This is a genomic window from Bacillus sp. MD-5 (assembly GCF_002201875.1).
GTDB classification, from domain to species: Bacteria; Bacillota; Bacilli; order Bacillales; family Bacillaceae; genus Bacillus; species Bacillus stercoris.
On record NZ_CP021911.1, the window covers coordinates 1,105,188 to 1,126,784 of the forward strand.

General features: G+C 41.7%; 18 protein-coding genes, 1 tRNA gene, 2 pseudogenes and 1 riboswitch. Of the genes and pseudogenes, 10 read left to right on the forward strand and 11 right to left on the reverse strand.

What is annotated here, in order from left to right; translation table 11 throughout:
* Position 1: 1 nt before the first annotated feature.
* Complete coding sequence (locus CDO84_RS05460) at positions 2-2,281, reverse strand: ATP-dependent helicase (protein WP_040083430.1); 2,280 nt, start codon at positions 2,279-2,281, stop codon at positions 2-4.
* A gap of 116 nt (positions 2,282-2,397) precedes the next feature.
* Here CDO84_RS05460 and CDO84_RS05465 point away from each other — a divergent pair, with 116 nt between their 5' ends.
* Complete coding sequence (locus tag CDO84_RS05465) at positions 2,398-2,652, forward strand: hypothetical protein (RefSeq protein ID WP_040083429.1); 255 nt, start codon at positions 2,398-2,400, stop codon at positions 2,650-2,652.
* 71 nt (positions 2,653-2,723) lie between these two features.
* Here the strand turns inward: CDO84_RS05465 and CDO84_RS05470 are convergent, their stop codons facing one another.
* The 3 genes from CDO84_RS05470 to CDO84_RS05480 are packed head-to-tail and all read right to left on the reverse strand — an operon-like array spanning position 2,724 to position 4,424.
* Positions 2,724-3,146 carry a GNAT family N-acetyltransferase gene (locus CDO84_RS05470; protein WP_040083428.1) on the reverse strand — a complete coding sequence of 141 codons (423 nt, stop codon included), beginning with the start codon at positions 3,144-3,146 and terminating at the stop codon, positions 2,724-2,726.
* A gap of 3 nt (positions 3,147-3,149) precedes the next feature.
* On the reverse strand, positions 3,150-3,665 hold the full coding sequence (locus tag CDO84_RS05475) for a YjcG family protein (RefSeq protein WP_040083427.1): 516 nt from the start codon (positions 3,663-3,665) through the stop codon (positions 3,150-3,152).
* 36 nt (positions 3,666-3,701) lie between these two features.
* On the reverse strand, positions 3,702-4,424 hold the full coding sequence (locus CDO84_RS05480; RefSeq protein WP_040083426.1) for an esterase family protein: 723 nt from the start codon (positions 4,422-4,424) through the stop codon (positions 3,702-3,704).
* Positions 4,425-4,591: 167 nt separating this feature from the next.
* Positions 4,592-4,712, forward strand: a riboswitch (SAM riboswitch).
* A 67-nt stretch (positions 4,713-4,779) separates the two neighbouring features.
* Between CDO84_RS05480 and metI the strand changes: the two genes are divergently transcribed.
* A complete protein-coding gene (gene metI, locus CDO84_RS05485) occupies positions 4,780-5,901 on the forward strand; it encodes a cystathionine gamma-synthase/O-acetylhomoserine thiolyase (protein WP_040083807.1) in 1,122 nt (373 codons plus the stop codon).
* The gene (gene metC, locus CDO84_RS05490) at positions 5,894-7,066 is read left to right on the forward strand and encodes a cystathionine beta-lyase (RefSeq protein WP_014663568.1); all 1,173 of its coding nucleotides are present in this window, start codon (positions 5,894-5,896) and stop codon (positions 7,064-7,066) included. The genes metI and metC overlap by 8 nt, the downstream gene beginning before the upstream one ends.
* Positions 7,067-7,292: 226 nt before the next feature.
* On the opposite strand, the gene CDO84_RS05495 is transcribed toward metC, so the two are convergent.
* Entirely contained in the window at positions 7,293-7,838 is a 546-nt protein-coding gene (locus CDO84_RS05495) for a GNAT family N-acetyltransferase (RefSeq protein ID WP_014663569.1), read from the reverse strand.
* Positions 7,839-7,906: 68 nt separating this feature from the next.
* Positions 7,907-9,094: a DUF819 family protein gene (locus tag CDO84_RS05500; protein ID WP_040083425.1), complete on the reverse strand. Its 1,188-nt coding sequence runs from the start codon at positions 9,092-9,094 to the stop codon at positions 7,907-7,909.
* 173 nt (positions 9,095-9,267) lie between these two features.
* On the opposite strand from CDO84_RS05500, the gene CDO84_RS05505 reads away from it, so the two are divergent.
* Positions 9,268-9,340: transfer RNA gene (locus tag CDO84_RS05505), tRNA-Val, on the forward strand.
* 175 nt (positions 9,341-9,515) lie between these two features.
* On the opposite strand, the pseudogene CDO84_RS05510 reads toward CDO84_RS05505, so the two are convergent.
* From CDO84_RS05510 to CDO84_RS05525, 3 genes and pseudogenes are all read right to left on the reverse strand, one after another.
* A pseudogene (locus CDO84_RS05510) lies at positions 9,516-9,779 on the reverse strand (contact-dependent growth inhibition system immunity protein).
* 311 nt (positions 9,780-10,090) lie between these two features.
* Positions 10,091-10,381: a contact-dependent growth inhibition system immunity protein gene (locus CDO84_RS05520; RefSeq protein WP_014663573.1), complete on the reverse strand. Its 291-nt coding sequence runs from the start codon at positions 10,379-10,381 to the stop codon at positions 10,091-10,093.
* Between the two features lie 16 nt (positions 10,382-10,397).
* Positions 10,398-12,260, reverse strand: a complete 1,863-nt coding sequence (locus CDO84_RS05525; RefSeq protein ID WP_040083424.1) for a ribonuclease YeeF family protein — start codon at positions 12,258-12,260, stop codon at positions 10,398-10,400.
* A 155-nt stretch (positions 12,261-12,415) separates the two neighbouring features.
* On the opposite strand from CDO84_RS05525, the pseudogene CDO84_RS21645 reads away from it, so the two are divergent.
* Positions 12,416-12,754: pseudogene (locus CDO84_RS21645) on the forward strand (N-acetylmuramoyl-L-alanine amidase); the annotation flags it as partial.
* Positions 12,755-12,832: 78 nt separating this feature from the next.
* Here CDO84_RS21645 and CDO84_RS21650 read toward each other — a convergent pair.
* On the reverse strand, positions 12,833-13,033 hold the full coding sequence (locus tag CDO84_RS21650; RefSeq protein WP_014663576.1) for a hypothetical protein: 201 nt from the start codon (positions 13,031-13,033) through the stop codon (positions 12,833-12,835).
* Between the two features lie 986 nt (positions 13,034-14,019).
* Entirely contained in the window at positions 14,020-15,183 is a 1,164-nt protein-coding gene (locus tag CDO84_RS05540; protein WP_040083423.1) for a response regulator aspartate phosphatase, read from the reverse strand.
* 247 nt (positions 15,184-15,430) lie between these two features.
* Between CDO84_RS05540 and CDO84_RS05545 the strand changes: the two genes are divergently transcribed.
* The 5 genes from CDO84_RS05545 (at position 15,431) to manA (ending at position 21,511) form a co-directional block, all read left to right on the forward strand.
* Positions 15,431-15,748 (forward strand): putative quinol monooxygenase, encoded by a 318-nt coding sequence (locus CDO84_RS05545; RefSeq protein ID WP_082033020.1) that lies wholly within the window; start codon positions 15,431-15,433, stop codon positions 15,746-15,748.
* Between the two features lie 133 nt (positions 15,749-15,881).
* The gene (locus tag CDO84_RS05550; protein ID WP_040083421.1) at positions 15,882-16,199 is read left to right on the forward strand and encodes a hypothetical protein; all 318 of its coding nucleotides are present in this window, start codon (positions 15,882-15,884) and stop codon (positions 16,197-16,199) included.
* A gap of 294 nt (positions 16,200-16,493) precedes the next feature.
* The gene (gene manR / locus CDO84_RS05555) at positions 16,494-18,440 is read left to right on the forward strand and encodes a mannose transport/utilization transcriptional regulator ManR (protein WP_040083420.1); all 1,947 of its coding nucleotides are present in this window, start codon (positions 16,494-16,496) and stop codon (positions 18,438-18,440) included.
* 149 nt (positions 18,441-18,589) lie between these two features.
* Entirely contained in the window at positions 18,590-20,548 is a 1,959-nt protein-coding gene (gene manP, locus CDO84_RS05560; RefSeq protein WP_040083419.1) for a PTS mannose transporter subunit IIABC, read from the forward strand.
* Between the two features lie 15 nt (positions 20,549-20,563).
* The gene (gene manA, locus CDO84_RS05565) at positions 20,564-21,511 is read left to right on the forward strand and encodes a mannose-6-phosphate isomerase, class I (RefSeq protein ID WP_040083418.1); all 948 of its coding nucleotides are present in this window, start codon (positions 20,564-20,566) and stop codon (positions 21,509-21,511) included.
* The last annotated feature ends 86 nt before the right edge of the window (positions 21,512-21,597 follow it).

Genomic DNA, 21,597 nt, shown 5'->3' on the forward strand with positions numbered 1-21,597 from the left:
GTTAATGATGCAAGGGCTGTCTTGCTTTTTGTAGAAGGGGATACAAAAATCTTGAGCGGTTGGCTGTTTTGCCGCGCCTGTTGGCGGGACAAGACAAATATAAATGCTGTTTCGCCCGTGTCATCGCTACATATAAAAGGCGTCTTTCCTCCTCAAGAGCGGCCTCGTCTCCTTTTCTTGCCGTTTCTAATGAGAAATCGTGCGGAATTGAGCCGTCTACAGTGCCTAACACGTAGACTGTTTTGAATTCAAGGCCTTTTGACCTGTGAATGGTCATCAGCTGAACGCCATGTTCATCCGTTCTGTTTTTCTCAGCGGCCCTCATATGATCCACGTGGGCAAGAAAGTCAGGAATCGTTTTGAATTTCTTGGCGACGACCTTGATATCACGCAGGTCATCGGAGCCTTTTTCTAGCTTGTTGCCCTCATTGCCCCGTTTTTTTAGATACTCGGAGAAGCCCATTTTTCCTTCTGCAAAGGTGATGGCTTCTACAGGCTTCATCGTGCGCAGGCTTGCGAAAAACGGTACGATTTTCTTGATTTTGTCAAGCTGAAACGGCTTCAGATCAGGCAGTTTGGCCAGCGCTTGAATCATTGAGCAGTCTTCGGTAATCGAGAGCGCCTTCAGCGTATTCAAAGCGGACTGCTTTAAAAACAAGGCGGGAAGCAAGTGCTTAATCGCCTCAGTGTCATCCTCATTTTGGCTTGCATACAAGTAGGCGAGAATCTGACGGACGATCCGTCTGCTATAAAACGATTGGACGCCGCGGTCAGCTGTATACGGAATTGACGATTGATGAAGCCTTTCATATATAGCACGGCCTCCGCTGTTTGTGCGGTAAAGAACCGCAAAGTCTTCTGGACTGGCGCCGTTTTGAATTTTTTCTTTGATATCGGAAACGACCATTGTGGCTTCTTCCTCTTCGTCGTAAGGATAAAAAAGCACAGGGACCTGAATGTCATCACGAGCGGCTTCAAGCGTTTTGGCATACCTATTTTTATTCTTTTTCACGACGATGTCAGCACTAGAGACGATCGGATGCGTAGATCTGTAGTTCGCAGTTAAATAAATCGTCTTCGCTCCGGGATAATCCTTTTGAAAATCAAGAATGAAAGACGGATTGCTGCCGCGAAACGCGTAGATGGACTGGTCATCGTCTCCGACACAGCACAGGTTTTGCTCCGGGCTGGCGAGCATTTGCATGATTTTGTATTGAACCGGATTAATGTCCTGAAACTCATCGATTAAGATATACGTAAACCGAGATTGATATTGTTCCAGAAGGTCAGGCCGCTCGATAAACAATTCATAGCAGGCTGAAGCCATGTCATCAAAATCAAATTGGCTATGTTCTTTTTTCTGGCGTTCATAATGTTCATATAAACGATAAACTTGTTTTTCCCACTCATCTTTTAGAGGGATGCGTTCATTTGGGACATAAGTGTTTTTCCAAAAACCGATCTGCTGCAGAGCTTGGTCAACCGGGAACTCTTTCTCATCGATGCTCTCCTCATAGAGTGCTTTTTTGATATATTGTTCCCGCTGCCACTCCATTTTCAACAGATGCTCACCGTTCCATTTAGCAGAATCATAGTAATACAAGATTTTATAAAACAGACTGTGGAATGTTCCTGTGACCAGTCTTCTGACTTTTGCCTGCTGTAATCCGTACTGGTTCGCCATACGCTCTTTCATTTCAGCGACAGCTTTTGTTGTAAAGGTGACAAGCAGCATGTTTTCCGGCGGTATGCCCAAATGTTCAATCATGTGGGCGGCACGGGCTGTCAGCACCCGTGTTTTTCCGCTCCCCGCACCTGCAAGCACAAGCAGCGGGCCTTCTGTTTCCGTGACAGCTTTCAGCTGATCCGTGTTTAAACCGACAGACGGAAAAAGGCTCGTATCGGGTTCTATTGTTTTTGGCACAAATGGTGTTCCTGGTTTAATGCTTCTTGGACGGTGCCATTCCGTGACAGCTGGGGACGAGTCAGCGGCGATCGCTTTTCCCTTTGGCAAACGAATAACACCAGATTCCTGATCATCTTCTTTTTTTTCCTCTTTGGCGGGCTTCGGAACACACGCCTCCTCACATGCCGGGAAATCGCCTGGCTGGCGATGGATAAACTCTGGCGGATCGGCGATGTTAAGCCGTAACAACACGGGCTTTCCGCAATGAGAACAAAATAAATGTCCTTTTATTCCTTCTTCAAAGAGGAATTGATAATGTTCTCTCGAATATGTATGTAAATGTATAATTCGATCATTCAGTCGGGCGCATTTCAAAAAGGGGTCCTCCCAATCAAAAGGTGTTCATTACAGACAATGACTATCATATCAAAAGAAATGTGTTTCAAAAAGTAAGTTTAAGGGAAAAGAGACAGCAGAGGGGTGGGTATCGTATGATATATGCAGGTCACATTCAAAACCAGCAATACGCTCAATATGCTAATAGAACGATTGGACATAAGCAGGATTATGCCGGAACCGAAAAAATCAGCTATGTCCCGTTTCAGCGGGTATACAAAGAACTTGAAAAACAGCAGGAGAATCAAACGGCTGCTGAAAGAAAAGTAAACGAGGCAAAACGTAAGCGCTCTCTTTATAAGAGATTGCGAGAAAAAGGAATGGGCACATATATTAATCGATATGTATAAAAAACCGTTCATACGAGAGAACGGTTTTTTATATGCGGAAAAATCCGGATCTTAATAGACCCGGATGCTGTTTAGTCTTTCATCATTTGTAAGTGAGGAATGCCGGCATCGAGGAATTCTTTTTCCGAAAGCACGCGATACCCGTGTTTCTTGTAAAACGGCACAGCCTGTGTTTGCGCGTTTAAAATGAAACCGGAAACGCCGCCGTCTGAAGCGGCTTTTTCGAGCGCTTTCATAATGATGCCGCCGACACCGGCGGAGCGGTGGCTTTTCAATACGCAAATGCGCTCTAACTTGCCGTAGCCGTCCTTCATACGCCATCTTCCGGCGCCGACAGGCTTTTCGCCGTCATACACGACGATATGCTCCGACTCATTTTCAAGTTCGTCAATTTCTTCTTCAGCAGGCACGTTTTGTTCTTTGACAAAGACTTCTTCTCTTACATAAAAAGCATCTTTCAATTGTTCTTCATTTTTTGCGATCACTGCTTCCAAACATTATTCTCCTCTGCCTAACAAGAAGGTTTCGTAAACTGTCCACGATCCGTTTTCCAGCTGGTAAAGCAAGTGGAAACGGTCAACAATTTCTTCATGCGACACTTCCTGCATTTTTAATTGTCCCAGCACATCTGAATGCTCATCGTCGGAAAGATTTTGGCCGACCGTCACATGCGGAACGAAATTATATTCCTGTTTGCCGGCCAACACACCGGTGTATAGCTTTTCATTGAGTGTTTTTAACTCTTCCGTCGGCTCTGCTTTAATATAAATGACATTATTGACAGGCGCAAATGAGCTGTATTTTGTCAATTTGAGAACGACTGGGTGGGACTCTTTTGCGATGTTTCTCAAATGCGATACGAGCTGATCCGCTTTCTCCTCCGCACATTCAAACGATGCTCTCAGCGTCAAATGTGGCGGGATCAGAGAGTAGCTTGGGTCATAGCGCTTTCTGTAAGAGTTTGCAAGGTCTTGGAGCTTTTTTGATGGAAATAAAACGATTCCGTATTTCATATTTTGTCCCTCCTGGAAATAAAGTATGATAGAGTGTTAAAGCATTTTTTTCAGCGCCGGGGTGATGAGTGGCTGCCAGTATGTCCATTTGTGGTCTCCGTCAAATGGCTCAAAATCATAATCGGAAAGCTTCTTCTCCAGCAGCTGTTTCAGCTCCTGGTTCGGTTCTGTAAAGTCCAGAATGTTCCCGTCTGTCGTGTGGACGTCAGTTTCTTTTGTTCCGATTTGGTGATAAATAGAGAGGTGTTTGATATCGTCAGACTGTTTCACGGCTTCTAGTACATGTTTGTCAACATAGGGAGACTGCATGATGATGTTGCCAAACATATTCGGATAATCAAGCGCTGTCATAAGTGACACGGTTGCTCCGAGCGAATCACCGATCAGCGTTCGGCCGTAACCGACCTGATAGGTTGGATACTCATCATCTGCAAAAGGAACGAGCTCATGGGCGATGAACCGTTTATACGCCGAAAATTTTGAACCCTCCGGATGGTAGGTGTTTCTGCGCTCTTTTACATCCTTATAAGGAACACCGATAATAATGCTCCGGTCTATTTCGCGTTTCGACAGCAATTCTTCGACCTGTCTGCCGATTCTCCCCAGCCTGAAATAATCGTGGCCGTCCTGCGCGATAATGACATGGTATTTATAAAGCGGGGAGTAGTTGGACGGCAAATAAACAAGTAAGGTCATTTCCTCGTTAAGCTCTTTTGAAAAGAATTTCTTTTCTTGCACTGTGCCGTTTTTCGGTGCCATAAAAACATTCCTCCAGGACATCACTATACTTTCTTTCATTTTCAATTATTGTACCATGAATTATTAGAAATTTCTCTCTTTAAACGGTTCGGAACACGAAGAAAAAAGTGTTGAAATATACTGTGAATTGCGCTAATATAAAACAATCAGAAAATTGAAATCGATATTTCTTATCGTGAGAGGTGGAGGGACTGGCCCTTAGAAACCTCAGCAACCGGCTTGTTTTGCATGTGCAAAGCGCCAAGGTGCTAAATCCAGCAAGCGTTTTTTATGCTTGGAAGATAAGAAGAAGCGTTAAACCCCTTCTTCTTATGAAGAAGGGGTTTTTATTTTGAAAAGGGAAGGTGTCAGCTATATGTCACAGCACGTTGAAACGAAATTAGCCCAAATTGGGAACCGAAGCGACGAAGTCACGGGGACAGTGAGTGCTCCTATTTATTTATCAACAGCATACCGCCACAGAGGGATCGGAGAATCAACCGGATTTGATTATGTCCGCACAAAAAATCCGACACGCCAGCTTGTTGAGGACGCGATCGCTAACTTAGAAAACGGAGCGAGAGGGCTTGCCTTTAGTTCGGGAATGGCTGCTATCCAAACGATTATGGCGCTGTTTAAAAGCGGAGATGAACTGATCGTTTCATCGGACTTATATGGCGGCACGTATCGTCTGTTTGAAAATGAATGGAAAAAATACGGATTGACCTTTCATTATGATGATTTTAGCGATGAGGACTGTTTACGCTCTAAGATAACGCCGAATACAAAAGCGGTGTTTGTGGAAACGCCGACAAATCCGCTCATGCAGGAGGCGGACATTGAACGTATTGCCCGGATTACAAAGGAGCACGGTCTTCTGCTGATCGTAGATAATACATTTTATACACCGGTCTTGCAGCGTCCGCTTGAGCTGGGAGCAGACATTGTCATTCACAGCGCAACAAAGTATTTAGGCGGGCATAACGATCTGCTTGCGGGACTTGTCGTGGTAAAGGATGAGCAGCTCGGAGAGGAAATGTTTCAGCATCAAAATGCGATCGGCGCCGTTCTGCCGCCATTTGATTCGTGGCTTTTGATGAGAGGAATGAAGACGCTGAGCCTAAGAATGCGTCAGCATCAGGCAAACGCGCAGGAGCTTGCGGCGTTTTTGGAAGAGCAGGAAGAAATTTCAGATGTACTGTATCCCGGTAAAGGCGGCATGCTGTCCTTCCGTCTGCAAAAAGAAGAGTGGGTCAACCCATTTTTAAAAGCGCTGAAGACCATTTGTTTTGCAGAAAGCCTCGGCGGGGTGGAAAGCTTCATTACATACCCTGCGACCCAGACGCACATGGATATTCCTGAAGAGATCCGTATCGCAAACGGGGTCTGCAATCGGTTGCTGCGCTTTTCTGTCGGAATTGAACATGCGGAAGATTTAAAAGAGGACCTAAAACAGGCATTATCTCAGGTCAAAGAGGGAGCTGTTTCATTTGAGTAATCACAATTGGACGCTGGAAACCCAGCTCGTGCACAATCCATTTAAAACAGACGGCGCAACCGGGGCGGTCAGTGTGCCGATTCAGCACGCCTCGACCTTTCATCAATCTTCATTTGAAGAATTCGGCGCATTTGATTACAGCCGCTCTGGCACGCCGACAAGAACAGCTCTTGAAGAAACAATTGCCGCACTGGAAGGCGGAACGAGAGGATTTGCTTTCAGTTCAGGCATGGCTGCCATCTCAACAGCCTTTTTACTGCTCTCACAGGGTGATCACGTTCTTGTGACAGAAGATGTATACGGCGGAACCTTCCGTATGGTGACAGAGGTGCTGACTCGGTTTGGCATTGAGCATACGTTTGTCGACATGACGGATCGTAATGAAGTGGCGCGGAATATCAAGCCGAACACAAAGGTCATTTATATGGAGACACCATCAAATCCGACACTTGGAATTACGGATATTAAAGCAGTTGTTCAGCTTGCAAAAGAAAACGGCTGCCTGACCTTTCTGGACAATACATTTATGACGCCGGCTCTGCAGCGTCCGCTTGATCTCGGCGTGGATATTGTACTTCACAGCGCGACAAAGTTCTTAAGCGGACACAGCGATGTGCTCTCAGGTTTGGCTGCTGTCAAGGATGAAGAGCTTGGAAAGCAGCTATATAAGCTGCAAAACGCGTTCGGTGCCGTCCTTGGCGTGCAGGATTGCTGGCTTGTCCTGCGCGGATTAAAAACATTACAGGTCCGTTTAGAGAAAGCGAGCCAAACAGCCCAGCGGCTTGCGGAGTTTTTCCAGAAGCATCCGGCGGTCAAGCGCGTGTATTATCCGGGACTGTCTGATCATCCCGGCGCTGAAACCCATAAAAGCCAGTCGAAGGGAGCGGGAGCAGTGCTATCTTTTGAGCTTGAAAGCAAAGAGGCCGTTAAGAAATTAGTCGAGAATGTGTCACTTCCGGTCTTCGCTGTCAGCCTTGGCGCAGTGGAATCGATTTTGTCCTATCCGGCAACGATGTCTCATGCGGCAATGCCTAAGGAAGAGCGTGAAAAACGCGGCATTACTGATGGCCTGCTCCGTCTTAGTGTGGGAGTCGAACATGCAGACGATTTAGAGCACGATTTCGAACAAGCGCTGAAAGAAATTGCACCAGTGGCAGTTCGTTAAAAAGAAGCCGGTGGCCCGGCTTCTCAGATTGTAGACAAAGTCCTAAAACGGTTTCTGTTTTAGGATTTTGTCATCTTTTCAGCGTGATTGAAAACCTTTGAAGTCTAGGAAGGACGAGCATTGGAGCGGAGCGAATGTTATAATTCGTGAGCACTAACGCGCAGGACTGACAACGAATGCGAGGGTTCGGCGACACGCTGAGAAGCCGGGGATGGCCCGGCTTCTTTTATTGTTCATCATCAGGATTCAAAACCGCGAGGACTTGATGATCCTCCCAAACGCCATTAATTTTTACGTTTTTTCGGGCGATGCCTTCTTTATGAAATCCCGCTTTTTCTAAAACACGCATGGACCCGAGATTACGGGGCATCACACCGGCTTCAATTCGATGAAGTCTCAATTCGCGGAACGCATAATCAACAACCAATCTGACAGCCTCTGTCATAATTCCCTTTCCGTTATGAGCCTTGTCTAAAAAATACCCGACGAACGCAGTTTGCAGCGATCCGCGGAGGATCTGAAAGAGTGAAACCGTTCCGATTAATCTTTCGTTTGACACTGTAAAAATGCCAAAATGATATTCTTCATCTTTCTCAAGTCTTTGCTGATACTCGGTTATTCGTTTTCTTTGCCCCTCAACCGTATAATAATCGTCTGCGCGTATCATAGAAAACTGTTCGAAGAAATCTCGATTTTCGCTTTGCAGCCGCAGATTTTCTTCGGCATCCGTTACTTCTAAAGGTCTAACATAAATGGTTTTTCCTTTTAGCATACAGTGACCTCTCCGTTCTCATGTCAGATTCCTCTTACATTATTCTCAGGGAAATGCAAATATCCTTTTTATAAGGAAGAAAACCAATTTCCCATAAAAGTGCCAACATAGTTGCCGATTAAGTAGCCGAGCGTACCGACAAGCATGATCGGAGCGACAAGCTCCCGCCATCCCTTGGCAATTGCCATCGCAGCCGCAGTCGTCGGTCCCCCGACAGCAGCGTTGACGGCGAGCAGAATTTCTTCAAGCCGAACGCGGAACAATTTTCCGACAGCTAAGGAAACCGCTAAATTGCTGATCGCAATGATAAACACAAATAATAGAATAAGAGGCGCATTGGTAACGATTAAGCGCAGATCTGCAGGAATGCCAATCACCACAAAAAACAAATAAATCAAAAAGGTTCCAAGCTCTTGAGATCCATTGAGCCTTTCAAAAAAACGCGGGAAAAGAAAAATGATAAGAACAGTTAAAGACGTAAGCATTAGATACTGATCGCCAAGCGTTCCGGTCAAAAGAGGATGAGAAAAAACGCTTTTACAATAGCCGGAAACCTTCACACTAACCGAAACAAGAGCAAAAGCAGCACCGGCATTATAAGCAATATCCTTTAAGGAGATACCCTTCCGTTTCCAATAGCTTTCAGCACTGTTTTCGCTGTTTCCTTTGGCTTTCACTTTCTCCTCAAACGGCATGGCATAGTGCCGCTGAAACCATTTGAGTGCAGGAATGCTGATTAATATAAAAAACAAAAGTGCCATCATAAAGTTATCAGCCACAACGGTAGCTGACACATATTCACCAGGCGTCTCAAATTTTGCCGCCATCGCCGCAAAGTTGACCCCGCCGCCGATATAAGAGGCGCTGATCATCCCGCCGATTTTATCGAGATAAGGAATATGCTGTTTGAGCAGAAAAAAAGCAAGAATGCTCCCAAGCACAGTGCCGGCGGAGCTAATCAAAAAAATAAACAGCAAACGCCTGCTTTCCTTAAAAATCTGCCGCACATTGATCTGAAACAGCAAAAGAGGGATCGCCAACGGCACTACATAAGACCATACGGTATCATATACAGGTGACTCAACAGGAAGCAGTCCTACATTTGTAAACACCATAGCACCTGCAAGCGCGATAATAGCGCCCGACACAGCGGACGCCCACTTAAAGCGCTGCTCCAGCCCGATGCTCACTGCCGCCCACACCGCAATAAACCCCCACAATACCCAAACATCATCGGAAGAAATCAAAGAATGCAAAACCCCATCACCCCTGTTATTAGAAAATTTAGACATATTATAATAGCCGGGGAACAGAACAGCAAGTCCGAAAAAAAGTTTTTCTAAAAAAGCAGTTGACGAATAAAAGGGAAGGTTATATAATAGAACTTGTCAGAAAGACAACAACATACCCAGCAACACATACATATCATGATTCCGTAGCTCAGCTGGGAGAGCGCTACCTTGACAGGGTAGAGGTCGCTGGTTCGAGCCCAGTCGGAATCATAGCTTAAACCCTTGCTGCGCAAGGGTTTTTATTTTGCTTATTTATTGATTTTGCCATCATTCATCGAGTTGGGGACGGATTGGGGGCGGAAGTTTTTTAAGCTGATTTTGAAGTGAATTAAAATCAGCTCTGTTTCTATGCTAGTTTAATGGATTATAAAGTTTCAATATTCTTTTAGATTTTTTGAATAACTTGTTCGAGCCATATGATTGGAGATACGCCGTAACTAAGAATGTCCACTCCGTCAGCAGCTTCATCGATAAAATCATTCTTTTCTTCATCCGAAAATCTTTCAATGCAGCTATATCAGTTTCTTGCTCTTCTTTTGGAATCTCTTCTAAGTATTCGTCCAGTGCTGACTCTGGAGCTTCTATATCTTGATGAAATATACCTCCTAGAAATTGAAATACAGGTTGCAGATATTTCGATTTCAATCATTACTTATCACCACCAAGAAATGTTAATTTCAAATCTGAGAAATGGTGCGTATCTTATTCTATATAACTTTCTGCTATATCAATATCATTTGTCATTTCTAAGTCAGGGTATTTTTCATCTAATTTTCTTAAACAATTAATAAGTTCTTTACTTTGTAAACTTTCAGCTAAATTTTCAAATACTTCACTGATTTTCTAGATAGCTAATAGTATTTTCCTCAGGTATCGATGGCTATTATGAACCAGCTACAAAAGCGAAATTGAAGTAATATAAAAAGGCCCTCTTAAAATGGGGGCCTTTCAGTGTTTCTTTTAAATAGCTTTTTTTAGTTTTTCTATTACACTTTTCAACCATTCTATAGGTGGTAATCCAATTGTCGGAAAATATATTTCTGCATTACACTTTATAATGTCTTCCTTTTTTTCTTTAGTTAGATCGCTATTTAGAAACTCTTCGCAAAACTTAACTGTAAATAGCAAACCTTCTTTACTAATTTCCTCAATAAATTCGTCTAATGCGTGTTCAGGGGATCTGATATCTTGATGAAATGTTGCACCTAAAAAATTTTCTAATTCGTCTAAGAAATCATAACTTTCATCCATGATACTTCCTCTCTTTCTATTTGGTTGGATATCCTGTAAGAATAAAGTTACCGTTGTTATCTTTTTTGAGTATAATTTTTGCGTTTGTAACGTTTTCTACTAGTTCTGAATTTCTTGTTACACTTCTGCCGATTATTTCTCCATCGCCCTTGTATTTTAACATTAATTTAGGCTTTTTAGGATCATCAATCCAATTTTCGATTTTCTTTATATTTTTTGGATCGTTTAAGACTGAATTAGCAATTCTCTCAGCGGTAGCCCTATCTTTAAAAGTAGATGAAGCTGTAATATGTGGGTTAGGATCAGTTCTCAGTCTTTCTATTAATTCTTCGTCGGTCTTCCCAACGTGTCTTTCAATAAGATGCCCGCCTTTTGCTTCATGAGCAGCTAATCCACCGCCAGGTGCGAGAGGGGTACTATCACCTTGTTTGACATTACCTGTACCCATGTTGTTAGAACTTTCAGATCTTCTGAGAACACTCTCTTTTTTATCTTCCGCAATACTTTTTAGCAGCGGAGTATTTTTCACATTAATGGTATTCTCAGCATCTTGAAGGATTCCTTCTAATGCAGGAGTATACCGGTTAACAGGAGATTTGACAAACTGTTTTACAGACTTTCCACCTTTCTTAATTGTATCACTAGCTGTTTTCCCAACTTTAGCAAGATCCTTCGAGCCTGTTGAGACAGAGGACTTTCCACCTTTCAATAACAGAAGACTTCCGCCCAAATAAGTAACATAGTGCAGCCGTGTGTATGCATCCCCGTGAATCATTTTTGTATCCCAATTATCCTTCAATGTGTCAACCATACTTTGAAAGGCAGCTTGATAGTCGTATTCCAAAACGGTATCCAGCACTTTTTGAGGATCCTTGTTTAAGTTATCAATCGTCCAACCGATATTCCATCCAAATTGAATGGCTCCTTCACCGGTATCCTTGGCAAGATCGTATATACCAACAATCGCACCCTTGGCGCCATCACCTATGATTTGCAACACTTCTTTTCCGTTATCCATGAAAGCTTTACGCTGTTCAAGAAATGAAACAAATTCAAGCTGTTCAGGGGTAAGATTCTCATAGCCGACCTTCTTGGCAATTTTTAAGTATTCATCCGGATCCGTCACTCCGTCAGCTAGCTTCTTCTTTAAATCTTTGATTTCTCGTTCTTTCGCTTCATCTTTCTTGATCTTCAAATAAGCTTCAGTCTGTTTCTCAATATCGCCTTTTTTCTTATGTATGTCACTTTCACGGTACGCCTTGGCGTTGTAGTGAATGGGTGTGGCGTTCTTCCCTTTGCCTGTGGATTCCTCAAGCTTTTGGAAGTCCTTCCTGATGAATTGCTCGTTTGGCTCTGACTGGGCATATTCAGTAACAAGTGCTTCGTCCACGCTACCTAGTTTGTCGACTGTTTTTTTGCGCTTGGCCTCCGCATTGGCGAGTTCGTCTTTGAAGTTTTCTGTCGAGAACAAATCAAGTGGGAGGATGTCATCGATATCATGTAAGATATCTTTCATCGCTTTCTTTTGTTCAGACATTATGGATTTTGATTTTGTGTAGGCGTTGGCCAGTTCGTGTTCTAAGAAGGATTCTTCTATATATGCATCAGATAAGCTGGCGTCCTCTAGAGTGCCTGAAATGCTTGTCAAGAAAGCAATTTTCATATCAAGTAAGTCAATCCAATTGTCAGCTACACCTGCGTGGTCTTGATAAAATGCTTTAATGTTGTCGGCGCCTTTGCCGGAAAACTCACTGTCATCTAAATCAGCTACGGCTTTAAAGGCCTTCTTGAGATTGACCATCTGACTTCTTAATTCTTTGTATTCCTTTGCGCGTTTATCTGCTTCGGAAAGCAACGTTTTAGCTTCAAATACTTTCATGTTCATATCCTTTCATCGGAATTCCTAACCAAGATATTACCATGGAAGAAAGAAGAAAAAGACATATACGTATTTCGAAAGTGGAAAATGATTAATTCGGTCTAGGTCTTTGTTCTTATTTATTGTGTTGTTAAGCAATTGGTGATAGGCCAAGCTCGAATGGTCCCGGGAACCGTAATTTGATTGGTGTTGGTATTGTTATAGCAAGTCAGGATGCGCTGAATACTACACTGCTGAAAAGCTAGCTATCAAGTTTGTAGCGTAGCTGCTTAAAGAGTGCGGCTGGGGAAAAACTTGATCGTGTCCGTACACATCAGAACTGGAGCGGAAAGTATTGCCTGCACCGCATTTTAGCTGAGGGCAGATGAAACCAAGTTAAGTCAGCCATTGAGTCAGAATTGAAGGTGCTGGGAGGAGAGACAAAATCTAAACTGTTATCATCTGCGTCTAAAGCTTCTGGGGGCATTTACACAGTCAAAAAAAGTGATACTCTTCCGTTTTTTAATAAAAAGGGAGTTTAATTAATGATTAAAAAAATTCGATATAATTAATGAAGTATCGACAGAAGATTGTTACCACAAATGCAAAGCAAGAAACGAAAGTGCCCATGCAAATATGCCGAACGTTACAAAGAATCTAAGAAAAGTTTCATATTTTGTAAGTTTCCGTTCTTTTTTTATTTTACCTAATTTCCAGTAAAGGGCGTAGCCGGAGAACAATAAAATTATTTGTCCCAGTTGCGACACGGACTCTAAAAATTCTATACCATTCATTGATTTCACCTCTTATTTAATTATCGCAGGCTGAAAAACCGTTTCCAACAGTTATATAAAAATTAAGCAATCCGTAATATGTCTAATGGTATAAGAACCTTATCCAGTTATTATTTTAACAAAGAAGAACACGTTATAAGTTGAATCCATTGTAGGTTTTGTAGGTTTTAATGGCTGGTATTGTTTTAAATTCAGCCCTCGTTGAGTCATTTGTGGGGTCTACTGCGATAAAAGCAAATTACCATGCAAAAAGAGCCCGTCTCATAAAAGGCGGGCTTTATAACAAAAGAAAAAAATGTTGTTATGCTTTTTTTACAATGATCACAATATTTATAAATCACTTACACCAGCCAGTAAACCTATAAGACTCAAAACAATTGTTATAGCAAGGAAAGCCCAGACTAACGCAGCAAATGGAGTGTTAATTCCTGTGCTTTCTTTCCACTTGGAAAATCGACTTGTTCTGAATTTTCCTAGCTGAATACATAAAATTACGTTTAATAATACTGATATGACAAGGGCTGTTACTAAATATAAGTTCAAACCCATCAACCTTTCTTTTATAGGCTTTAGTCTTAGTGTAATCTATAAGCGGATGTAGATTTCAAGTGTCATTATTCATGTTATTTTCAGAAGCTACATATGATTGTGGAGTTGTTGCAAAGAGTCTGATAGAAGGAGTCATGAAAAAGTTTGCGGTTTTTTGCAGACATACATATTTTTGGGAATGTTAGAATGTTACATAAAGGGTAGGGGCTGTCGGTTTATTAATGCAGTATATGATTTAAATAAAAACTCAGGAATAATATTGAGTTGAGAATATAAAATAAAAACCCCACTTTTAAAGTCCAAAATGGGGTTATTTCTTAATATCATATTAAGTTGCTGCTCTATCTGCGACCTTATAAGTGGACTGCTCAGAAAGAGCGTATGAAGCGCTAGATACTCCAACAACGCCAAGCAAGAGCGTTAAACAAATTGCAATTTTACATTTTTTCATTTAAATGCTTCCCCCTTTGAATTTGTTTGCGTGCTTCAATTGCCATTTGATAAAAATCGACCGCATCATGTCTGTCTTCTTTGTTGGTCAAAAAATCAGCAACAGCAACAGCGTATTCTTCCATATCACCGTAAAGGTTTTTCTCTTCGAAGAACTTGAACACTTCTCTAAGTGTTTGTAAGTCGAATGATAAATAAAGGCCTTTAACCAGTTTTAATTTCTCGGTTACTTCCTGGTTGTTGTGTCGGGCAGCAACCTCCTGACCTTCCTGGTATAATTCTAATGCAGCCTTTAAATCATTTTTCTTTGCTTTGACATATGCCAGATTAAAAATCGCTTTGGACTCATAAATGTGTTTTCGATCCTTATGAATTTCATAGGCGATTTGAAAATGTTTCTCAGCATTGTCAAGTTCTTCAAGGTTATTATAGCATAATCCCACGTTAAAATGAGCTGAACCAATTAAATGTTGCTCCCCTATTTTTATAGCATCATTTAAGGCTTTTTCAGCTGTTTCTAAAGCATCCTCATAACACATTTTATCTAGCCAGTTCCCAAAGATAACAAACTGACATTGGACCATTTCTTTGCCATATGTAAGGTTCCCCTGAGCATCTTTTTGCTCTTTAAATATAGAGTATGCTCGCTGAGCATAATTCATTGAGAAATGAGTCTCTTTCATATAGTAATAGACTTCTGACACTTTAAAATAGAACTCTGCCTTATCTGTATTTGCGTTTTCATCTAATAAATCAAGATATTTTTCGGCTTCGCGATAATATGTTAAAGCAATAACTAAATCTCTCGTTCTAAAATGGTACATGCCGGTAAAAAAATGATAATAGAACTCTATTGTATTCGTGAGGGATTCAGGGGCCATATTTTCCCTTGTCTTTTTGAGGTCAGCATATACACCATCTATATTTTCAACAGAGTCAGGTTCGAGATACGACAGCATTATTTCGTGCCGCAGCTTTAATAGCTGGAGATAGACTGCTACTTTTTCATTTTTCTCCATCATATCGAATGCTTTTTCAACTTTTTGTTTCATTTCTTTTGCTTTCTCAACTCGACCCTGTTTTATGACAACATACCAATGATTAATGTCTGTAGTTACATAATGATATGGGATTAAATCCGAAACAGACAATCAAATACCTCCTTTTTTTTACATATATTTAATATTATATCACTAAGGACACCCTCTAATAGAATTATTTTTTTGAAAAGTCCATCTATTTAGACTAAAAAAAGTCAGAATAAACATAAATAAGGACCGTATTGTCTGATACGAACTCTTTAGCTTGCTTTAGAATTTAGGGAGGCTGATCTAAAAGGCACTTGAAGTCGTTTAATGATTTATAAATGGCATCTGCATTTTTCAAGAAAATGTTATAATGAAAAGCCATAAAATGATAGGAGGGGGATTTTCGATGCATTACATAACGGCATGTTTAAAAATCATCAGTAATAAAGACCTTAATGAGATAATGAAGGAATTCAAAAAACTTGAGGAAGAAACGAACAAAGAAGAGGGATGTATCAAATTCCATGCTTATCCGCTTGAGCCATCAGAACGTAAAATAATGCTTTGGGAGATATGGGAAAACGAAGAAGCTATGAAAACCCATTTTACGAAAAAACACACAATAGACGTTCAAAAACAAGAATTAACGGAAGTAGAATGGTTAATGAAAAGCAATGTGAATGATTAAAAAGGCGTCTTCAAAAGAGACACTCAAAAACTAAGAATCGGAAAGTTGTTGGCGGATTGTTGTACAACTCCGCCAACAATATCATGCGGAGAATTAAATACATATTATTCATAATAAAAGCTTGGAGAAAAAAATGAAAAAGAAAACCCAAATTATCCTTTCTCTTGTAGCAGCACTTATAGTTATATTGATAGCACTACCAGTTCTATCTCCTGTTGTTTTTACAGCTGCTTCTGAAAAAGGAGCAATCAGACACGAAATTTATAAAAGAGGATATCCCTACCAAAGCTACTTTGCAGTTCTCCAAAAAGAAGGTGACAATGAATCTGGGAATCTTTATGATGTAAATTGGCTAGATTGGAAAGGTGAAACGGGACAAACGCCTCACTTATGCTATTCAAAAAAAGCATCAAACGGTAAATACAAAGTAGACTGTGGAACCGGGCCGTAAAAAAATGCCCGAGATGGAAGGTCTGCGGATACTGATCACTGGACAGAGAACGCTGTGCTTTGGTTGGTGTCCGTTTTTTATTTCGTATACTAAGCTGACACTATCACATCACAGAATCAGGTCGCTTCTAGCAGTTAACTCAAAATCATAAAATCCCTTTTTTCCGGAAGCTTCGGTAAAAAACAAAACTTTTGTCTCTATGATTTTATTTTATAATGTAAACGGTTTCTTATATAGTATACTTATACTATGAATTTGCTCAAGTGGATACTGACAGGAAGGATAGAAAAACAGATGGAATACATAAATTCAAGACAAAAAGAGATTTTGTATCTGTTGTTATCTGAACCTGATGACTATTTAGTTGTGCAAGATTTCGCAGATAGGGTACAGTGTTCTGAAAAAACAATCCGGAATGATTTGAAAGTGATCGAGGATTATCTCAATGAGCATTCTCATGCACAGCTTATTCGAAAACCAGGGTTGGGCGTTTATTTACATATAGAAGAACAGGAAAGAACCTGGCTAAGCCAACAATTACATACTGATCATTTTTCTTCTAGGCAGCGGAGCGATGAAGAAAGAATGCTGCAAATTGCTTATGACTTATTAATGAATCCGAAGCCTGTTTCCGCAAAAGAAATTGCCGCTCGGCATTTTGTCAATCGATCTGCCATTAAAAAGGATTTATACGCAGTAGAAGAGTGGCTGAAGCGTTTTGATCTCACGCTCGTTTCTAGGCAGAGGCTTGGATTAAAGGTTGAAGGGAACGAAAGAAATAAAAGAAAGGCATTGGCAAGAATATCTGATTTGATTCACAATACAGAGTTTACGAGCCAATTTATTAAAAGTAAGTTTTTACATTATGAAGTAGATTTTGTGACGAGAGAAATCAAATCATTGCAAAAAAAGCATTCTCTCTATTTCACAGATGAAACGTTTGAGAGTTTGCTGCTGCATACATTATTAATGGTCCGCCGCATCAAAATGAAGCAGCCAATCTCTTTGTCCCCGAAAGAAATGGCGGCAGTAAAAAAGAAGAAAGAATATCAATGGACATTTGCTTGTTTACAACGGCTTGAACCGGTTTTTGCAATCCGTTTTCCAGAAGAAGAAGCCGTGTATTTAACATTACATATATTGGGCGGTAAAGTTCGTTATCCATTACAGAAAGAAGAAAACTTTGAAAATGCTGTGCTTCCTAAGGTTGTAGAGCATTTAATCAATCGTGTTTCAGAGCTGAAAATGATGGATTTTCATAAAGACCTGGATTTGATCAATGGTTTGAACATTCATCTCAATACAGTGTTACAGCGGCTGAGCTACGATCTTTCAGTATCAAATCCTATGCTGAATGATATTAAAAAGATGTATCCTTATTTGTTTCATCTTATCATTGACGTTTTGGAAGATATCAATCAAACTTTTGATCTTCATATTCCTGAGGAAGAGGCAGCATATTTGACACTGCATTTTCAAGCAGCCATCGAACGGATGCAGTGCAGCAGCGAGGCACATAAAAAGGCGATCGTCGTCTGCCACATGGGAATCGGGATGTCACAATTGCTGCGGACGAAAATTGAACGGAAATATCACCAAATCGCTGTAATGGCATGTATTGCAAAGGCCGATTTAAAGGATTATATCAAAAAGCATGAGGATATCGATCTTGTCATATCCACCATTGCGCTGGAGAATATAACGGTCCCCCATATTGTAGTGTCTCCGCTTTTAGAACCAGGCGAAGAGAAGAAATTAAGTGCATTTATACGTCAACTGGGCGAACCACACCGCCAAAAACAAAAAACGTTTCAGATGCTGAACAATACGACTCCTTTTTTGGTTTTTTTGCAGCAGGAGGCGGAGCATCGTTACAAGTTAATTGAACAGCTGGCGACAGCTTTGTTTGAGAAAGGCTATGTTGAAAAGGACTATGCTGTTCATGCGGTGATGAGGGAAAAAATGTCGGCGACAAACATTGGGTCAGGCATTGCCATTCCTCATGCGAATGCTAAATTTATTAAACAATCAGCAATCGCGATTGCCACATTAAAGGAGCCGCTTGAATGGGGAAATGAAAAAGTTTCGCTTGTCTTTATGCTGGCTGTCAAACACGAGGATCAAACCATGACAAAGCAGCTGTTTAGCGAGCTCTCATATCTTAGCGAGCAGCCGGTCTTTGTCCAAAAGCTGACGAAAGAAACCAATGTCATGTCATTTTTATCTCATTTGGATTATTGAAAAGCAGGGATTATTCCTTGCTTTTTTTTGTTATAGGGAAAAATGCCTTTATTTCCGGAACCTATGGTAAAAAAAGCGATTTTTAAGTGCTGATTTCGGTATACAGTTGAGACAAGATCTTATTATTCACACTTTAAAGGAGGTTTCCTATGAAACTGTTAGCGATTACTTCTTGTCCGAACGGAATCGCCCATACGTATATGGCAGCGGAAAATCTGCAAAAAGCTGCTGACAGAATGGGCGTCAGCATCAAAGTTGAGACCCAGGGGGGAATTGGTGTCGAAAATAAGCTAACCGAAGAGGAAATTCGCGAAGCGGACGCAATCATTATTGCTGCAGACCGCTCGGTAAACAAAGACCGGTTTATAGGCAAAAAACTGCTGTCTGTCGGGGTACAGGACGGCATCCGCAAACCGGAAGAATTGATTCAAACCGCTCTTAACGGGGATATACCGGTCTATCGTTCCGCTGCAAAATCGGAATCTGGCAATCACCAGGAGAAGAAGCAAAATCCTATTTACCGTCATTTAATGAACGGCGTTTCATTTATGGTTCCTTTCATTGTCGTCGGCGGATTATTGATAGCGGTTGCATTAACGCTTGGAGGGGAGAAAACACCTAAAGGCTTAGTTATTCCGGATGACTCCTTCTGGAAAACGATTGAACAGATCGGCAGTGCTTCATTTTCATTTATGATTCCGATTTTAGCCGGCTATATCGCCTATAGCATCGCTGATAAACCGGGTCTTGTGCCAGGGATGATCGGCGGATATATTGCGGCGACTGGCAGTTTTTATGACAGCGCAAGCGGCGCCGGATTCCTTGGGGGAATCATTGCCGGATTTTTGGCGGGATATGCTGCACTATGGATAAAAAAAGTAAAGGTGCCAAAAGCCATCCAGCCGATTATGCCGATTATTATTATTCCGGTATTTGCATCTCTGATTGTAGGTTTAGCGTTTGTATTTTTGATCGGTGCGCCTGTAGCTCAAATTTTCGCCTCATTAACGGTTTGGCTGGCGGGAATGAAAGGCTCGAGCTCGATCCTTCTGGCATTGATTTTAGGTGCGATGATCTCATTTGATATGGGCGGTCCCGTAAATAAGGTCGCATTTTTGTTTGGATCGGCAATGATTGGAGAAGGAAATTATGAAATTATGGGACCAATTGCTGTCGCCATTTGTATCCCGCCGATTGGCCTTGGCATTGCGACGTTTTTAGGAAAAAGAAAATTCGAGACATCCCAAAGAGAAATGGGGAAAGCGGCATTTACGATGGGGCTCTTCGGTATTACTGAAGGAGCGATTCCATTTGCGGCGCAGGACCCTCTGCGCGTCATTCCAAGTATTATGGCAGGCTCAATGACAGGTTCTGTGATAGCCATGATTGGCAATGTGGGAGACAGAGTGGCACACGGCGGACCTATTGTTGCAGTGCTTGGCGCAGTTGATCATGTCTTGATGTTTTTTATTGCTGTGATTGCAGGTTCCCTTGTCACCGCTCTGTTCGTCAATGTCCTAAAAAAAGATATTACGGCATCTCCTGTGCTCAGTGAAACTGTACCGTCCTCTGCGCCAAGTGAAGCTGCGGCAGCAAACGAAATAAAGCAGCCAATTCAAGTCGAAAGCCCAAAAGCTGAGATGGCGGAGATAAAAAAATTGACAGACATTATCAGCCCGGAATTAATTGAACCAAATTTATCGGGTGAAACCAGGGATGACATCATTGAGGAAATGATTCAAAAATTGTCCCGCAGAGGTGCGCTGCTTTCAGAGAGCGGGTTTAAACAATCCATTTTGAATCGTGAACAACAGGGAACAACGGCGATTGGCATGAATATTGCTATTCCGCACGGAAAGTCTGAGGCGGTCAGGGAGCCAAGTGTTGCCTTTGGAATCAAACGATCAGGCGTTGACTGGAACAGCCTGGATGGATCAGAAGCTAAATTAATCTTTATGATTGCTGTACCAAAAGAAAGCGGAGGGAACCAGCATCTGAAAATATTGCAGATGCTATCTCGAAAGCTAATGGATGACAATTATAGGAAGCGACTGCTCTCTGTGCAAACAACAGAAGAGGCATACAAACTGCTGGAAGAAATCGAATAAAGCGGGGGGATTTTCATGACGATTGAACCGTTATTTTTCAAGCCTGTTTTCAAAGAAAGAATTTGGGGCGGAACCGCTTTAGCTGATTTTGGCTATACCATTCCGTCACAACGAACAGGGGAGTGCTGGGCTTTTGCCGCGCATCAAAACGGTCAAAGCGTTGTTCAAAACGGAATGTATAAGGGGCTCACGCTCAGCGAATTATGGGAACATCACAGACATTTATTTGGACAGCTTGAAGGGGACCGTTTTCCTCTGCTTACAAAAATATTAGATGCTGACCAAGACTTATCTGTTCAGGTGCATCCCAATGATGAATTTGCCAAAATACATGAAAACGGTGAGCTTGGAAAAACTGAATGCTGGTACATTATTGATTGCGAAAAAGATGCAGAGATTATTTACGGCCACAATGCAAAAACAAAGGAAGAACTAACTGTCATGATAGAGCGTGGAGAATGGGATGAACTCTTGCGCCGAGTAAAGGTAAAGCCGGGGGACTTTTTCTATGTGCCAAGCGGCACTGTTCATGCGATTGGAAAAGGGATTCTGGCTTTAGAGACGCAGCAGAATTCAGACACAACCTACAGATTATATGATTATGACCGAAAAGATGAAGAAGGCAAGCTACGCGAGCTTCACCTGGAAAAGAGCATCGAAGTGATAGAGATCCCGTCTATTCCAGAGCGGCAAACGGTTCATCATGAACAAATTGAGGACTTGCTTACAACGACATTCGTTGAATGCGCTTACTTTTCGGTGGGGAAATGGAACTTATCAGGATCAGCAAGCTTAAAGCAGCAAAAACCATTCCTTCTTATCAGTGTGATTGAAGGGGAGGGCCGTATGATCTCTGGTGAGTATGTCTATCCCTTCATAAAAGGAGATCATATGTTGCTGCCTCATGGTTTTGGAGAATTTAAACTCGAAGGGTATGCCGAATGTATCGTATCCCATCTGTAACATGGCAGGGCTTGAGAAATACATTTGCAAGTGAAGACGCCTATTCTCCAGCGATGATCTAAATCAAATAAGAGTTTAATAGTCGG

Excerpts from the sequence above, each read along its gene's own strand:
- CDO84_RS05465 (WP_040083429.1), top strand. The coding sequence starts at position 2,398 with ATGATATATGCAGGTCACATTCAAAACCAGCAATACGCTCAATATGCT.
- CDO84_RS05475 (WP_040083427.1), bottom strand. The coding sequence starts at position 3,665 with ATGAAATACGGAATCGTTTTATTTCCATCAAAAAAGCTCCAAGACCTT.
- CDO84_RS05480 (WP_040083426.1), bottom strand. The coding sequence starts at position 4,424 with ATGGCACCGAAAAACGGCACAGTGCAAGAAAAGAAATTCTTTTCAAAA.
- metI (WP_040083807.1), top strand. The coding sequence starts at position 4,780 with ATGTCACAGCACGTTGAAACGAAATTAGCCCAAATTGGGAACCGAAGC.
- CDO84_RS05495 (WP_014663569.1), bottom strand. The coding sequence starts at position 7,838 with ATGCTAAAAGGAAAAACCATTTATGTTAGACCTTTAGAAGTAACGGAT.
- CDO84_RS05520 (WP_014663573.1), bottom strand. The coding sequence starts at position 10,381 with ATGGATGAAAGTTATGATTTCTTAGACGAATTAGAAAATTTTTTAGGT.
- CDO84_RS05525 (WP_040083424.1), bottom strand. The coding sequence starts at position 12,260 with ATGAAAGTATTTGAAGCTAAAACGTTGCTTTCCGAAGCAGATAAACGC.
- CDO84_RS21650 (WP_014663576.1), bottom strand. The coding sequence starts at position 13,033 with ATGAATGGTATAGAATTTTTAGAGTCCGTGTCGCAACTGGGACAAATA.
- CDO84_RS05545 (WP_082033020.1), top strand. The coding sequence starts at position 15,431 with ATGAAAAGCCATAAAATGATAGGAGGGGGATTTTCGATGCATTACATA.
- CDO84_RS05550 (WP_040083421.1), top strand. The coding sequence starts at position 15,882 with ATGAAAAAGAAAACCCAAATTATCCTTTCTCTTGTAGCAGCACTTATA.
- manR (WP_040083420.1), top strand. The coding sequence starts at position 16,494 with ATGGAATACATAAATTCAAGACAAAAAGAGATTTTGTATCTGTTGTTA.
- manP (WP_040083419.1), top strand. The coding sequence starts at position 18,590 with ATGAAACTGTTAGCGATTACTTCTTGTCCGAACGGAATCGCCCATACG.
- manA (WP_040083418.1), top strand. The coding sequence starts at position 20,564 with ATGACGATTGAACCGTTATTTTTCAAGCCTGTTTTCAAAGAAAGAATT.